Source organism: Arthrobacter sp. 05T45 (assembly GCF_056395875.1).
Genome location: NZ_JBFTKI010000036.1, coordinates 1 through 15924 on the forward strand (window position 1 = coordinate 1; position 15924 = coordinate 15924).

Consider the following 15924-nt stretch of genomic DNA (forward strand, 5'->3'; position numbering starts at 1 on the left):
GGCCCGGCAAATTCAACCAATTCAATACAATAAATTGGTATCAACAAACTTGGCACACTATTGAGTTCTCAAACAACAGACACACCCGGCACCACCACAACCAACAATCAGTCAAGGATCGCTCCGGAGCAACTTTTCAAACTTACCCGGCCGCTTCACCCTAGTCAAATCGGCGATCCAGACTCATTCTTGCCATAGGCTTCTGGGTCTTGGTGGCCGTTCAACTCCGGGGAGCAGCGCGGAAATAAACTCTACCACCACTTGGACCGGCTGACAAAGCGGCACCGAAGACGGTGCAGAAAAGCCCGGAATCACGGGGATTCCGGGCCTCTCGCAAACACTTCCCTACGCGCGCCAGGTCTGCTGTCCGGGCGCTGCGCCTAGCCCAGCGGCTTGAAGTACGCGGCCCCTAGCGGAGGCAGGGTGACGGTGAGCATGGCCGGCTGTCCATCCAGGCCGTCCTTCGTCGCGGTCAGGGTTCCGGTGTTCTCCACCCCGGAACCGCCATAGCTGGCGGCGTCGGTGTTGAGCACTTCCTGCCACTCGCCGGCGGCCGGGACGCCGAGGAGGTAGTCCGTGTGCGGCCCGCCGGAGAAGTTCACGGCGCAGACCAGCGGGTTGCCGTCGGCGTCACGGCGGATGAACGTCAGCACATTGCGGTCCGAGTCTCCCCCATTGATCCACTGGAACCCTTCGGGCTGGTTGTCCCGCTCGTACAGTGCCGGCGTGGAACGGTAGAGCTCGTTGAGGTCCTTGGTCAGGAGCTGCATGCCGTTGTGTGCCGGGATGTCCGCGAGCCACCAGTCCAGGCCGTACTGCTCCGACCACTCCGCTTCCTGGCCGAATTCGGTGCCCATGAAGATCAGCTGCTTGCCCGGGTGGGCCCACTGATATCCCAGGAATGCGCGCAGGTTTGCCAACTGCTGCCACCGGTCACCGGGCATTTTGCGCAGCATGGAGCCCTTGCCGTGCACAACTTCATCGTGGCTGATGGGCAGCAGGAAGTTTTCCGTGAAGGCGTAGACCATCGAGAACGTGATGGTGCCGTGGTGCCACCGGCGGTTGTACGGGTCCTCGGCCATGTATTTGAGCGAGTCGTGCATCCAGCCCATGTTCCATTTGAGGCCGAAGCCCAGGCCGCCGCCGCTCGTGGGCGCCGTGACGCCCGGGAATGCGGTGGATTCTTCGGCAATCATGACCGCGCCGGGGTGGGTTTTGTAGACCGTGGCGTTGACCTCCTGGAGGAATGAGATCGCTTCCAGGTTTTCGCGGCCGCCAAAACGGTTTGGCTGCCACTGACCCTCTTCGCGGGAGTAGTCGAGGTAGAGCATGGAGGCGACGGCGTCCACGCGGAGCCCGTCGATGTGGAACTCATCGAGCCAGTACAGGGCGTTGGCCACCAGGAAGTTACGCACCTCCCTGCGGCCGAAGTCGAAGATCAGCGTTCCCCAGTCCGGGTGTTCGCCCAGGTTCGGATCGGCGTGCTCGTACAGTGCTTCGCCATCGAACCGGGCCAGGGCCCACTCGTCCTTGGGAAAGTGCGCCGGGACCCAGTCGAGGAGGACGCCGATGCCGGCTTGGTGGAGTTCGTCAACGAGGTGGCGGAATTCGTCCGGGTGCCCGAAGCGCGAGGTCGGCGCGAAGTACGAGGTGACCTGGTAGCCCCACGAGCCGCCGAAGGGGTGCTCGGCCACAGGCATGAACTCCACGTGGGTGAAGCCGAGCCATTTGACGTATTCCACGAGCTCCTTGGCCAGTTCGCGGTAGCCCAGCCCCACCTTCCAGGAACCGAGGTGGACCTCGTAGACGCTCATGGCCGAGTTGTGCGGATCGCGGGCGGCGCGGGCCTGCATCCACTCGGCATCCTTGAAGACGTAAGAGGGCTCCACCACCCGGGATGCCGTCAGCGGCGGGACTTCGGTGCCGAAGGCCAGCGGGTCCGCTTTTTCCACCCAGTATCCGTGCCGGGTCCTGAGTTCAAATTTGTAGCACGCCCCTGCTACAACCCCGGGAATGAAGACTTCCCACACACCGGTGGAACCGAGGGAGCGCATGGAGTGTTCGCGGCCGTCCCAGCCGTTGAAGTCGCCCTTGACGCGCACTGCCTGGGCGTTCGGGGCCCAGACGGCGAAGGACACGCCGTCGACGTCGCCAAGCGAGGACTTGTAGTGCTGCACGTGCGCGCCGAGGACATCCCACAGACGCTCGTGCCGGCCCTCACCGATCAGGTGCAGGTCTACTTCGCCGACGGTTGGCAGGTAACGGTAGGGGTCGTCCATGACCTGGGGCTCGTGGTCCTTGTAGGTCACCTCGAGCCGGTAATCCGGCACATGGCCGCGCTCGAGCGGCTCCATCACGGCCACCCATACGCCGCTCGATTCGTGCGTCATGGGCGTCGAACCTGCCGACGTCACGACCGAGACCGCTTCCGCCAGGTGCTTGACCGTCCGGATGGTGACATGGCCATGGTCATCGAGATGGGCGCCGAGGACCGAGTGGGGCGCGTGGTGTTCGCCGCTGGAGACCCTTGCAAGGGTCTCGCCATCCACGGGCAGTGGTGTGCCGGGCCGATCGATACGTGCTGATCCTGTCATTTTTATACCTTCCGCTGCGGCTTCGGCGGCGACGCCGGAACCTGTACTGCCGAGGAGACGACGCGATGCGTTCACCGGGATGGAGAGCCAGTCCGGCCTGTTCCTTAGTTCGTAGATGACTTCGTAGAGGGCTTTGTCGAGCCACAGCGCCACAAAGAGCGGCGAGTCGCGGTCGATGCTGCCGGGAATGACGTCGGCGTAGCCGGCCAGGAAGGCCTCAGCGCAGTCATCCACCCAGGTCCCGGGCACCACGGCTCCGGGGTTTTCGCGGACGGCGGCTCCGGCGGCGTAGTCGAAGGACCGCAGCATGCCGACTACGTCGCGAAGGGCGACGTCCGGGAAGTTGCGCTCGGAGATGGGGCGCAGGGGCTCGCCCTCGAAGTCGAGGATGGCCCAGCGCGGGGGGCCCCCCGGCTCGCCCGGGACCATGCTGCCGGGCACCTGCAGGATTTGCCCGAGGTGGAGGTCGCCATGGATACGCTGGAGCGGGCCTGCGCTGGTGCCCTCGAGCCGGCCGAGGAGACCGTTCAGCGCTTCTTCGTAAGGCCCGACAGCCTGGCCGGCCTGGGCCCAGGACTGACGGACGCGCTCGGCTACTCCCGGCGCGATGTCCTGCCCCGGCGCAGATTCGGCGGCTGTGCCCAGGGCCTCGGCGAGCCGGCGGTGCACGGTGGCCGTGGCCGCGCCCAGCGCGTGGGCTTCTGCAGCGAACCCGATCCCCCGGCTGGCCGCGTCCACGGCGAGCCGCCACGCATCGAGTCCGCCGGCGAGGAATTCGTGCGCCACAGCCAGCTCGCCGGAGGCGGGACGGACAGTGGCGGGACGGCGGGCATCTGATGGCTCCGCCCCTGCTGCCGCCGCCGGCACCTCCCACTCGCCAGCCACCCAGCCAAGGGTTGCCGGGACCTCCGCGGTGTGTCCCGCAGTCAGCGCCGCACCGATTTCAACCTCGGGATTCTGCCCTTCGGACAGCACCCGGAAGAACTTCACGATGGCGACTGTGCCGCCGTCCTCGTCGTCGACGATCACCGAGCTGTTCGATTGCTCGCCCGAGAGGACCTTGACCTTGCCTGTTGCGAACGGCAGGCGGTAGCCGGACTCCACCAGGTGGCCGGTGGCGTTGCCCGACGGCGTCGTTGCGCCGTGCCGCATGAGCTCCAGCCAGGCGGCGACGAAGGAGGCGTCGTGGACGCCGTCGTACACCCACTGGTGGGCGGCATCAGCGCGGGTGCCGGGAAGTTCGCCGATGAGCGCGCGTTCTGCCCCCGGCAGGGGTTCTGGCCGGAAACTGAGCGGCACCTGGACGACGTCGGTGCGGCTGCCGCCGGGCGTGGGGTAGGACACCGCGACCAGCAACACCTCGAACGTGGCCCCGCCGGCGGCGGTCTCAAGGCGCAGGCCGCCCGCCGGTTCGAAGGTGAACTCGGCGGTCTTGACAGGGAACCATCGCTGGCGCGGGAGCCAGGCGCCAAGCAGTCCGCTCAAGGCCGGGGCAAGGGCTGGTCGCGTCATCTCAACCCTCGATGGACAGGACGGGCATCGCCTGTGTGAACGGGGATGCCGGGTTGGAGGCGGCGGAACGGATCCGCAACCAGAAGAAATCGTGGCTGCCCAAGGTCAGCGTCAGCGTTCCGTCATCGCCGATGGCCGGGAAGGCCTGGCCGCCGAAGACGTCCCGGAGGCCGCGGCCGGCGAAGTTCGGCACCCGCAACGTGGCAGCCACGGGGTGCTGTGAGAGGTTGAAGGCGCACAGGATGGTCTCGGCGTCCTCGCCGGCGGCGTTGCCTTCCGGGAGCTCACGCAGGTAAGCGAGGACGACGTCGTGGTCAGCCTCCACATGCTTGAATCCGCCGAGCCCGAAGGCGGGGTGGTTCTTGCGGACGCTCAGGATCTGGCGGGTCCAGCGCAGCAGGGACCCCGAATGTGCGGCCTCGGCCTCCACGTTCGCCATGCTGTAGTTGTAGACCAGCGACTGGATCACCGGCAGGTACAGCTTGCCCGGGTCGGCGCTGGAGAACCCGGCGTTCCGGTCCGGGTTCCACTGCATCGGGGTGCGGACCGCGTCACGGTCCTCGAGCCAGATGTTGTCCCCCATGCCGATCTCGTCCCCGTAGTACAGGAACGGGCTGCCCGGCAGGGACAGCAGCAGGGCGTTGATCAGCTCGATCTCGGAGCGGGAGTTATCCAGCAGCGGGGCCAGCCGGCGCCGGATGCCGATGTTGGCGCGCATGCGCGGATCCGGCGCGTACCAGCCGAGCATCGCGGCGCGTTCGTCGGAGGTGACCATTTCCAGCGTCAGTTCGTCGTGGTTGCGCAGGAACGTGCCCCACTGGGCACCTTCGGGAATGTCCGGCGTGTCCTTCATCGTCTCGATGATGGGGGACGCCTTCTGGTCCCGCAGTGCGTAGTACAGCCGCGGCATGATCGGGAAGTGGAACGCCATGTGGCATTCCGGTTCCTCTTCGGTGCCGAAGTACTCCACCACTTCGGCGGGCGGCTGGTTGGCCTCGGCAATGATCACGCGGCCCGGGTAGCTTTCATCGACCATCCGGCGCAGCTGGCGGAGGAATTCGTGGGTCTGCGGCAGGTTCTCGCAGTTGGTGCCCTCCTCCTCGAACAGGTACGGGATGGCGTCGGCCCGGAAGCCGTCGATGCCCTGGTCCAGCCAGAACCGCACGACGTCGAAGAGCGCGTCAATGACCTTGGGGTTCTCGAAGTTCAGGTCGGGCTGGTGGCTGAAGAACCGGTGCCAGAAGAACTGCCGGCGGATGGGGTCGAAGGTCCAGTTGGATTCCTCCGTGTCCACGAAGATGATGCGGGCGTCTTCGTACTTCTCGTCCGTGTCGCTCCACACGTAGAAGTCGCCGAAGGGACCATCCGGGTCCTTGCGTGACTCCTGGAACCACGGATGCTGGTCGGAGGTGTGGTTCAGCGGAAGGTCGATGATCACCCGGACGCCGCGGGCATGGGCCTCGGCCACGAGCCGTTTGAAATCGCTGATGGTGCCGAACTCGTCCAGCACGGAGTTGTAGTCCGAGATGTCGTAGCCGCCGTCGCGCAGCGGTGACTGGAAGAAGGGCGGGAGCCACAGGCAGTCCACCCCCAGCCACTGCAGGTAGTCCAGTTTCTCGATCAGGCCGTGGAAGTCGCCCGAGCCGTCTCCGTTGCCGTCGGCGAAGCCCCGGACGAGCACCTCGTAGAAGACCGCCTTGCGGTACCAGAGGGGATCGTGTTGGAGGCCCGGGGCATTCAATTCGAAGCTCCCCCTCGGGCTGAAGTGCTGGCTCGGGTTCTGCGGGCTAAAACTCACTGGCACTACCTCCGGATGCTAAGAATGTGAACGGGCTCGGCGTGCGGGTCCAGGCGGACGTAGTTGTACTCCCCCCATTCCCAACTCTCGCCGGTCAGCAGGTCATCAACCATGAAACGGCCGTTGTGCGTGAAGTTCTCCGGGTCCAGTTCCAGCGCCGGCAGGTCCAGGGACACCGTGCTCTCCCGGGTGCCGTGCGGGTCCACGTTGACGACGATGATCAGGGTGTCTTTGGTCCCGTCCGCGAGGGTCTTGTGCTTGGAGAACACCACGGTGGAGCTGTCCGAGCTCTGGTGCACCGTCAGGTTCTGCAGATCCCCCAGGGCCGGGTGCGCGCGCCGGATCCCGTTGAGCCGGGTCAGGTACGGGGCCAGGGTGCGCCCCGATTCTGCCGCCGCGTCCCAGTCGCGGGCCTTGTACTCAAACTTCTCGTTGTCGATGTACTCCTCGGCGCCCGGGCGCGCCACGTGTTCGTAGAGCTCAAAGCCGGCGTACACGCCCCAGATGGGGCTTGCCGTCGCGGCCAGGGCGGCACGGATCTTGAAGGCCGCCGGGCCGCCGAACTGCAGGTATTCGGTGAGGATGTCCGGGGTGTTGACGAAGAAGTTCGGCCGGAAGTAGGCCGCCGACTCGTGGCTGACCTCCTGGAAGTACGTCTCCAATTCTTCCTTGGTGTTCCGCCAGGTGAAGTAGGTGTAGGACTGCTGGAAGCCTGCCCGGCCAAGAGCGTGCATCATGGCCGGGCGGGTGAACGCCTCGGCGAGGAAGACGACGTCGGGGTGCTTCTTATTGACCTTGCCGATCAGCCATTCCCAGAACCAGACGGGTTTGGTGTGCGGATTGTCCACCCGGAACACTTTGACGCCGTGGCTGACCCAGAGCATCACAATCCTTAGAATTTCGTTGGACAGCCCCGCGGGGTCGTTGTCGAAATTCAGCGGGAAAATGTCCTGGTATTTCTTTGGCGGATTCTCCGCGTAGGCAATAGTGCCGTCGACGCGCGTGGTGAACCATTCCGGGTGGCTTTGCACCCACGGGTGGTCGGGCGCGGCCTGCAGGGCCAGGTCCAGGGCCACCTCGAGTCCCAGCTCACCGGCCCGTGCCACGAAGGCGTCGAAGTCCTCGAAGGTGCCCAGATCCGGGTGGATGGCGTCGTGGCCGCCCTCGTGGGATCCGATGGCCCACGGCGAACCGGGATCGTGCGGTCCGGCGATCAAGGTGTTGTTCGGCCCCTTGCGGTGCTGGCCGCCGATCGGGTGGATCGGCGGCATGTAGATGATGTCAAAGCCCATGGCGGCGACGGCGTCGAGGCGCTGCGCGGCGGTGCGGAAGTTGCCGGAGGTCCATTCCCCCGTGTCGTGGTTGCGCACGGCACCTTCGGAGCGGGGGAAGAATTCGTACCAGGCGCCGGCTCCGGCAAGCGTTCGCTCCACCAGCAGCGGGTAGGGCTCGGAAACCGTCACAAGTTCGCGGATGGGCTGGCGTTCGACGACGGCGGCGACGTCGGCGCCGAAGCCGGCGGCGAGGCGTTCCTCGGGTGTCCGGGACGTATCTGAGAGGACGACGACGGCCATCCGCAGCGTTCTGCGGTCACCGGAGGGGCGGGAGGCGTCTTCGGAGGCTTCGGCCAGCAGGGCGGCACCTTCGGACAGCATGAGCTCGACGTCGATGCCGGCCTCCACCTTGACCTCGGCGTTGTGGTGCCAGGTGCCGTAGCGGTCGTGCCAGGCCTCGATGACGAAGGACCAGTTGCCAGTGGCGGGCGGGGTCAGGAGGCCTTCCCAGCGGTCCGTGCCCATTCCGCGGGGTCCGCGCGGCGGGGCGAGGCGGACCCGCTGCCGCTCTTTGCCGCGTGGGTCGAGCAGGACGGCGCTGACCCCGAGCTGGTCGTGTCCCTCCCGGAACGCGGTGGCTCCCACGACAATGGTTTGGCCCTCGACCGCTTTGGCGGGAAACTTTCCGCCCTCCACCGAAGGCTGCACGGCGGTGATCGGAAAGCGGCCAAATCGAAGGCCATCCGTGATCAGGGCCTTGGGCTTTTGCTTGGACACGGCGCTGGTTCGCGAGTTATTCGTCACAGCCTCGACGTTATCTACAAAACGGCCAGAATGCTAAGGCCTCGAACGTTTTCCGGAGGTTTCTGGTTCTGGTCGGAGTGATATCCGTCATTTACGGGAAAGAATCTTAAAGCAGTTCCGGGGCAACGACTTGTCCGTTAGTGTTTCGCTGGTGAAGGCAATCCGCAGATTTACCGTCCGAACCGTACTCCCGGAGTCGATCCGGCCGCTGGCCCGGCTCGCCACCAATCTCCGGTGGTCCTGGCATCCGCCCACCCGGGAGCTTTTCGAGGGGCTCAACCCCGGGGTCTGGGCGGAGAGCGCCCACGACCCCGTGACTTTCCTGGGCCTGGTCAGCCGGGAAGAGCTGCAGCGCCTCGCCGCGGACCAGGACGTGGTGCGGCGCGTCCACGCCGCGGCCGATGACCTCGACCAGTACCTGGAACAGCCGCGCTGGTACCAGAGCCTGGGCGACGGCGCGCCGGCATGCATCGCCTATTTCTCGCCGGAGTTCGGCATCACCGAGGTCCTGCCCCAGTACTCGGGCGGCCTTGGCATCCTGGCCGGGGACCACCTGAAGGCGGCCTCGGACCTTGGCGTGCCGCTGATCGGCGTCGGACTCCTGTACCAGGCCGGCTACTTTAAGCAGTCGCTCTCCCGGGACGCCTGGCAGCAGGAAACGTACCCGGTCCTCGACCCCGACGGGCTGCCCCTGACGCTCCTGCGCGAGGCCTCCCCGGATGGCAACGGCAAACCGGTCCAGATCTCCCTGCCGCTTCCCCAGGGCCGGCGCCTGCTGGCGCACGTGTGGCGGGCCGACGTCGGACGTGTGCCGCTGCTGCTGCTGGATTCCAACGTTCCGGGCAACGACGAGGCTGCCCGCGGCATCACCGACCGCCTGTACGGCGGCGGCGGAGACCACCGGCTGCAGCAGGAGCTCCTGCTGGGCATGGGCGGGGTCAAGGCACTGCGGGAGTTCCAGCGGCTCACGGGTGTCCCCGCGCCGGAAGTCTTCCACACCAACGAGGGCCACGCCGGGTTCCTCGGTGTCGAGCGGATCCAGGAATTGATGTCCGGCACGGCGCCGCTGAGCTGGGAGGAGGCCCTGGCCGCCGGGCGGGCGTCCACGGTGTTCACCACCCACACGCCGGTGCCGGCGGGGATCGACCGCTTCGAAATCTCCCAGATTCAGCACTTCTTCGAAGCCGGCCTCGCCCCGGACGTCCCGGTGGCCAAGATCCTGGACCTGGGCCGCGAGGACTTCGCCGACGGAAACCCGTTCGTGTTCAACATGGCCGTGATGGGGCTGCGGCTGGCCCAGCGGGCCAACGGTGTGGCCAAACTGCACGGCGTGGTCTCGCGCGGGATGTTCTCCGCCCTCTGGCCGGGCTTCGACCACTCCGAAATCCCCATCACCTCCGTCACCAACGGCGTGCACGTCCCCACTTGGGTGGACCCCCGCATCGCCGCGCTGGCGCGGGACCACTTCGGTGCCGAGGCGGAGGCGCAGGGCCGGTGGGACCTGGCCTACAACGTCACCGACGAGGACCTCTGGGCGTTGCGGCGCGAGATGCGGGTGTCCCTGGTCGAGGATGTCCGGCGCCGGCTCCGGGCCGCGTGGAAGAAGCGCGGCGCGGCCGACGCCGAGCTGGCGTGGACGGACTCCGTCCTGGACCCGGACGTCCTGACCATCGGCTTTGCCCGCCGCGTGCCGACCTACAAGCGGCTGACCCTGATGCTGCGCGACCCGGAACGGCTCAAGGCGCTGCTGCTGCACAAGACGCACCCCATTCAGCTGGTCATCGCAGGGAAGTCCCACCCGGCGGACGATGCCGGCAAGAAGATGATCCAGGACCTCGTCCGGTTCACCGACGACCCCGCCGTGCGGCACCGGATCGCGTTCCTGCCCAACTACGACATCGCCATGGCCCGGACCCTGTTCCCCGGCTGTGATGTGTGGCTGAACAACCCGCTGCGCCCCTTGGAGGCCTGCGGTACCTCCGGCATGAAGGCTGCCCTGAACGGTTCGCTGAACCTCTCGGTCATGGACGGCTGGTGGGATGAGATGTACGACGGCGAGAACGGCTGGGCGATCCCGACCGCCAACAACGACGCCTCCCCGGAGGAACGCGACGACATCGAGGCGGCGGCTCTGTACGAGCTGCTCGAAACGCAGGTGGCGCCGCGGTTCTACGGGCTGACCGTGTCCGACGCCGCGGGCGCTGCCGGACCGTCCCAGCCCGGCCCGCAGGCCGTTCCTACGCACTGGGTCTCGATGATCAAGCACACCATGTCCCACCTGGGCCCGGCGGTTTCCGCGGAACGGATGCTCCGGGACTACGTCAACGTCCTGTACCGGCCCGCCGCGATCGCAGGGCGCCACGCTGTGGCGGACAACTACGCCCAGGCCAAGGCCCTGGCGGCATGGAGCTCACGGGTCCGGGCCGCATGGCCGCACATCCAGGTCGAACACGTCGACTCGGTGGGGGTCTCCGAGGACCCGCAGATCGGCGATCTGCTGCAGGTAAATGCGTACGTGGCGCTGCGTGAGCTCTCACCGGACGACGTCTATGTTGAGGTGGCCTACGGCCGGGCCGAGGACACCGACGAGCTGACGGACATCACGGTCGCGGAGCTCAAGGCCGCCGAAGACCTCGGCAAGGGCCGGCACCTCTTCAGCGGCACGCTGGTGATCGACCGCTCGGGGTCCTTCGGCTACACCGTGCGCGTGCTCCCCAAGAACGATGCCCTGGCCTCAAAAGCGGAGCTGGGCCTGATCGTCAACGCCTGACCGTCACCGCGGCGTGACCGTCACCGCGTGGCGTGCTAGCTCTCTTTAGAGGCAGACGGCGATGACGTCCAGGCTCTTGCCGGCGTAGCCTTCGGCGTCCTGCAGCGTTTCGCAGATGACGCCGAAGGAGCGGTCCGCGCGGAGCGCGGCGGGCACCTGCCAGATGAACGTGACAGGGGCCTCGCCGTCGTCTGTCACGGCATCCGCGACGTCGTGCAGCGAATCGTGAAGGGCATCCAGGTCTGTGCCGTAGTCCTCGGGGACGTCCAGGAGCTCGCCGAACGTGTCCAGGACCGCCTGCTTGGTGTCGGCGGCGGGGACAACCAGGGCGCGCCGGCCGGCGTCGCCGATTTGCGCCGTGAGTTCTTCGATGGTCCAGGTCTCTGCCGAGTAAATCTTCATGGGGTCCTTAATCTCGAATTATTTAGGTGCGGTAGATATTGATCGTGTTGGCCTGGACGAGGTCGCGCTCACCGGAGGCGACGCGGGCGCCCTGACGCCGGTCATGGAGTTCGGACGTCGTCACGCGGAGTTCGAAGAGCCGGTGCCCGGTGCCGTCCTCGTTGCTCAGCCGTGGCAGGGTGACCTTGACGTCGTCGGCGCCGCCGTTGACCACCACGAGGCCGTCGACGTGCCCGTCGTCGGACCCGAGCAGGAGCTGGATCACCCGGTGGCCGGGGTCATGCCACGTGTCGGCGGACATGGGCTGGCCGTCCACATCGAACCAATGGAAGTAGGACTGGTTGTCACGCGCCGGGTAATCATGCGGCTGGCTGGCCAGAAACTCCTTGCGCAGCCGGATGACGCGCTTGGTGGTGCGCAGCATCGCATGGGATTCCGTGGTGCTGGTCCAGTCGATCCAGGTCAGTGCATTGTCCTGGCAGTAGGCGTTGTTGTTCCCCTGCTGGGTCCGGCAGATCTCGTCCCCGGCGGTGATCATGGGTACGCCCTGGGAAATCATCAGGCAGGCCATCAGGTTCCGCCTGCTTTGGGCGCGCCGGGCGAGGATCTCGCCGTCTTCAGTGGGGCCCTCGAAACCGTGGTTGTAGCTGCGGTTATCGCCGTGGCCGTCCCGGTTCTGCTCGCCGTTGGCCTCGTTGTGCTTGCGGTCGTAGGCCGTCAGGTCGGCCAGGGTGAAGCCATCGTGGGCCGTGATCAGGTTCAGCGAGGCGAGCCGGGACCGGCCCGAGGACTCGAACAGCCGGGCGGAACCAGAGAGGGCGTCCGCGAGGCGGGCCACCGGGCCGCCGCTGCCGCCGCCGTCGATCGCTGCGCGGTCGGCGAGCCAGAAGCTGCGGACGGCGTCGCGGAAATGATCGTTCCAGTCCACCCACCCGGCGGGAAACCGGCCGGTCTGCCAGCCGCCGTAGCCCACGTCCCAGGGTTCGGAAATCAGCTTGACGCCGGACAGGACCGGATCGGCTCCGACGGCGACGAGGAAGGGGTGCCGCGGATCGAATTCGTTGGCGCTGTTACGGCACAGCGTGACGGCGAGGTCGAAGCGGAACCCGTCGATGTGGAACTCGCTCACCCAGTAGCGCAGGGAATCCAGCACCAGCTGTACGACGCGGGGTTCGCCGAAGTTCAGGCTGTTGCCGCAGCCCGTGGTGTCCACGTACCTGCCGTGGCCGTCGTTGCGGTAGTACTGCATCTCGCCCAGGCCGCGGAAGCTCAGGGTGGGACCGTCCGTGCCGCCCTCGGCGGTGTGGTTGTACACGACGTCGAGGATGACCTCGAGCCCGGCGGCATGCAGCAGCTTGACCATGCCCTTGAACTCGTCCTGGACCGCGTGGGCGCCGGCGGCCTGGGCGGCCTCGGTGGCGTAGCCCGGATGCGGGGCGAAGAATGCGGCCGTGTTGTAGCCCCAGTAGTTCGTTAGCCCGAGCTGCTGCAGGTGCGGCTCGTCCACGTGGAAATGCACGGGCAGGAGCTGGACCGCCGTGACGCCCAGCGAGATCAGGTGCTCGATCATGGCCGGGTGGGCCATCCCGGCATACGTCCCCTGCAGGTCCTCCGGAATGTCCGGGTGCAGCTTCGTCTGGCCCCGGACGTGGGCCTCGTAGACGATCGTGTTGCGCCACGGGACCCGCGGGCTGCGGTCCAGACCCCAGTCGAAATCGTTGCCGACCCGGACGCTGGTGATCAGCCCCTCGCGTTCGTCGACGGCCCGGCCGTAGGGGTCCATCAGCAACGGCTGCTCGCCGACGGCATCGAAATTCGTGGCGGGCATGGACAGCGGGAGGGCCTCGTGTTCCGGGGAGGACCGGAAGCCATAGCGCGAGCCGGCGGGAATGCCCTCAACAATTCCGTGGTGGACGCCGTCGGTGACGTTGGGCAGTGTCTTCACCTGCCAGGTTCCCCCGGGCGCCTGATATTCGATCTCCAGCGTGGTTACGCCGGGCGCGTAGACGGCCACGTTGGCGAACGCGCCCCGGGGATCGTCCACTGCCGGCGACCCGGTATGTGGAACGCTGATCCCCAGCGGAAACGCCCGCGAAGCGTCTACGGTGGAAGCGGTATCTATGTAAGACATAACCATTGCTTAAAGCTTAGCCGGGCCAGACAAATGGCCCCCGTTTTCGTTTTCATGACGTTTTGCAGTGTACGGACCGCCGCACTGCATACTGTAATGGAGCGCCGAGTTGGAGGTAATTGTGCGCGTTGCACTAGCCCAAATCATTACCGGCCGTGACGTGGCCGCAAACCTGGACCTCGTGGACGCCTACGCGCGCCAGGCCAAGGCCGGCGGCGCGGACCTGGTGGTGTTCCCGGAAGCCACCATGCGGGCCTTCGGCAATTCGCTCCTGGATATCGCCGAGCCGCTGGACGGCCCGTGGGCATCCCGCGTCCGCGCCCTCGCCGCGGAGCTCGGCATCGTGATCGTCGCCGGCATGTTCACTCCCGGCACCGCCGGCAACGGCGCCAAGGTGCGCAACACCCTGCTGGTCACCGGCCGCGGCCTCGAGGCCAGCTACGACAAGATCCACCTGTTCGATGCTTTCGGTTTCGCCGAGTCGGACACGGTCGACGCCGGCACCTCCCCCGTCACCTTCGAGCTCGACGGCGTGACGTTCGGCCTCGCCACGTGCTACGACGTCCGCTTCCCGGACCTGTTCACGGAAAACGCGGACCGCGGCGCCGACGTCAACATTGTGTGCGCCTCCTGGGGCTCGGGCCCCGGTAAGGCCGAGCAGTGGAAGCTCCTGGCCCGAGCCCGCGCCCTGGACTCCACCACCTTGGTCCTCGCCTGCGGCCAGGGCGACCCCGCCAGCGTGGGTCACCCGGTCAAGGGCTCCGCCCCCACCGGTGTCGGGCACTCCGTGGTGGTCTCCCCCATGGGCGACGTCCTCGAAGAACTCGACGGCGCCCCCGGCCTTCTCTTCGCCGACCTCGACACCGACGCCGTCCAGGAAGCCCGCACCAAACTCCCGGTCCTAGCCAACCGCCACAGGTTCTAAGACACCGCAGCCGTTCGCCCTAGTCACCTCCGTGGATACTGACGGTTTGTTGCTTCCGTTTGTGGTCACCACCCGCGGACACCGGCGCCCTGCCGTCGCTTAGACACCTCCCGCCGCCTACTTCGGCCGCTGGGCGGCCTCATCCGGCTCTGGTCGGCGATGCGCTCCTTTGCAGGACCCCGGCGCCCGCTCGAGTTAAGCCCCGCCGTGGGACTACTTCAGCAAAAGAACGCTCCCTCACGTTTCGCACGCTAAAGGCACACGCTCCCTCACGTCTCACGTGCTAAAGGCAAACGCTCCCTGCGGAATCGCGCGTAGGTGACAGAGGCCTCTTCTGTTCGCGCCTTAAATGCAAAGGCTCCCCCACAAGATGTGAGGGAGCGTTTGCCATCCACCCGACAAAGGTGAGGGAGCGTCACAGACGGAAGCGGAGTTTTGCTAAGGAGCGCATCGCCGACCAGAGCGTAGTGAGGCCGCTCGCGGCCGAGCGGAGCGTCGGGAGGTGTCTAAGCGACGGCAAAACTGCGGTTCCGGCGGAACCCAACCCCGACTCAGGTGACTGGGAACTGAACCGCCACCGGAGCACGGACTACTTAGCGGCGCGCTGGCGGGAGATCTCGTAGAGGGAGATGCCGACGGCCATGGAGGCGTTGAGCGATTCCATGGCGGAGTCGATCGGGATGGAGACGATCTGGTCGCAGTTTTCGCGGACCAGGCGGCTCAGGCCCTTGCCCTCGGAACCGACGACGATGCACACCGGTTCGGTGGCCAGAGTGAGCTCGGGCAGCGAGACGTCGCCGTCGCCGTCGAGCCCCAGGACGTAGATCCCCATGTTCTTGAACGCCTTGAGCGTGTTGTTCAGGTTGGCCGCGCGGGCGACGGGGACGCGGACGGCTGCACCGGCGCTGGTCTTCCAGGCCGAGGCGGTGACGCCCACGGAACGGCGCTCCGGGACGACGACGCCGTGGCCGCTGAAGGCCGAGACGGAGCGGATGATCGCGCCGAGGTTGCGGGGATCGGTGATGCCGTCGAGCGCCACGAAGAGCGGGGCGTTGGCCACGTGGCCCTTCTTCCAGGCCTCGAGGGTCTCTTCGGCGAGCTCGTACGCGTCCTGGTATTCGTACGGCGGGATCTGCAGCACGAGGCCCTGGTGGATGGCGTCGTCGGTCATCCGGTCGAGCTCGGGCTTGCCGGTTTCCATCAGCGGGATGCCGCGTTCGGCGGCCAGCTTCAGGGATTCCTTGACGCGGTCGTCCATTTCGATGCGGACGGCGACGTGCAGGGCCTTGGCCGGGATGCCGGCGCGCAGGGCTTCGACCACGGAGTTGCGGCCGGTGACGACCTCTTCGGTGGCGCGGCCCTTGGGACCGGAGCGTCCGGTGCGGGCGGCGGCGCTCGTGGTCCGGCTTCCGCTGGCGCGCTTGGCCTCGGAGCGTTCGGCGAGCTGCTTGTTCTTGAACGCCTTGTGGTAGGGGCGGTCCTCCGCCTTCGGCGTGGGGCCCTTGCCCTCAAGTGCCTTGCGGCCGTGACCGCCGGTTCCGACGGAGGGGCCCTTCTTCAATTTGACCGAGCGGCGACCGTTGTTGGCCATGAGTTTCACCCTTTAAATACGCGATTCGTTGATAAGTCTGACCTCCAGTCTACTGACTCGAGTAAAATCCACGATTTCGGGGTGGCCCGGAGGGAACGACGACGGCCCACTTCACCGGCCGCC

Annotated in this window: 8 protein-coding genes; 2 read left to right on the forward strand and 6 right to left on the reverse strand. The window is 66.7% G+C overall.

What is annotated here, in order from left to right; all coding sequences use genetic code 11:
- Window positions 1-380: 380 nt before the first annotated feature.
- From AC1DGD_RS21070 to AC1DGD_RS21080, 3 genes are read right to left on the reverse strand one after another with little or no spacing between them, the layout of a single operon-like run.
- Window positions 381-4106 carry a 1,4-alpha-glucan branching enzyme gene (locus AC1DGD_RS21070; RefSeq protein ID WP_476858128.1) on the reverse strand — a complete coding sequence of 1242 codons (3726 nt, stop codon included), beginning with the start codon at window positions 4104-4106 and terminating at the stop codon, window positions 381-383.
- Window position 4107: 1 nt separating this feature from the next.
- On the reverse strand, window positions 4108-5904 hold the full coding sequence (gene treS / locus AC1DGD_RS21075) for a maltose alpha-D-glucosyltransferase (protein WP_018774200.1): 1797 nt from the start codon (window positions 5902-5904) through the stop codon (window positions 4108-4110).
- Window positions 5905-5909: 5 nt separating this feature from the next.
- Window positions 5910-7982 (reverse strand): alpha-1,4-glucan--maltose-1-phosphate maltosyltransferase, encoded by a 2073-nt coding sequence (locus tag AC1DGD_RS21080; RefSeq protein WP_476858129.1) that lies wholly within the window; start codon window positions 7980-7982, stop codon window positions 5910-5912.
- A gap of 151 nt (window positions 7983-8133) precedes the next feature.
- Between AC1DGD_RS21080 and glgP the strand changes: the two genes are divergently transcribed.
- Window positions 8134-10752, forward strand: a complete 2619-nt coding sequence (glgP, locus tag AC1DGD_RS21085; RefSeq protein ID WP_476850584.1) for an alpha-glucan family phosphorylase — start codon at window positions 8134-8136, stop codon at window positions 10750-10752.
- Between the two features lie 45 nt (window positions 10753-10797).
- Here the strand turns inward: glgP and AC1DGD_RS21090 are convergent, their stop codons facing one another.
- Both AC1DGD_RS21090 and glgX read right to left on the reverse strand, forming a co-directional pair.
- A complete protein-coding gene (locus tag AC1DGD_RS21090; RefSeq protein WP_079552073.1) occupies window positions 10798-11154 on the reverse strand; it encodes a barstar family protein in 357 nt (118 codons plus the stop codon).
- 22 nt (window positions 11155-11176) lie between these two features.
- Window positions 11177-13291, reverse strand: a complete 2115-nt coding sequence (gene glgX / locus AC1DGD_RS21095; protein ID WP_476858130.1) for a glycogen debranching protein GlgX — start codon at window positions 13289-13291, stop codon at window positions 11177-11179.
- Between the two features lie 115 nt (window positions 13292-13406).
- Between glgX and AC1DGD_RS21100 the strand changes: the two genes are divergently transcribed.
- Window positions 13407-14210, forward strand: a complete 804-nt coding sequence (locus AC1DGD_RS21100) for a carbon-nitrogen hydrolase family protein (RefSeq protein WP_476858131.1) — start codon at window positions 13407-13409, stop codon at window positions 14208-14210.
- Window positions 14211-14799: 589 nt separating this feature from the next.
- Here AC1DGD_RS21100 and rlmB read toward each other — a convergent pair.
- On the reverse strand, window positions 14800-15801 hold the full coding sequence (rlmB, locus tag AC1DGD_RS21105; RefSeq protein WP_028276342.1) for a 23S rRNA (guanosine(2251)-2'-O)-methyltransferase RlmB: 1002 nt from the start codon (window positions 15799-15801) through the stop codon (window positions 14800-14802).
- Between the last annotated feature and the right edge of the window lie 123 nt (window positions 15802-15924).

What these genes read in the sequence shown, in the direction of transcription:
- AC1DGD_RS21070 (WP_476858128.1), bottom strand. Translation starts at nt 4,106, where the DNA reads ATGACGCGACCAGCCCTTGCCCCGGCCTTGAGCGGACTGCTTGGCGCC.
- AC1DGD_RS21090 (WP_079552073.1), bottom strand. Translation starts at nt 11,154, where the DNA reads ATGAAGATTTACTCGGCAGAGACCTGGACCATCGAAGAACTCACGGCG.
- glgX (WP_476858130.1), bottom strand. Translation starts at nt 13,291, where the DNA reads ATGGTTATGTCTTACATAGATACCGCTTCCACCGTAGACGCTTCGCGG.
- rlmB (WP_028276342.1), bottom strand. Translation starts at nt 15,801, where the DNA reads ATGGCCAACAACGGTCGCCGCTCGGTCAAATTGAAGAAGGGCCCCTCC.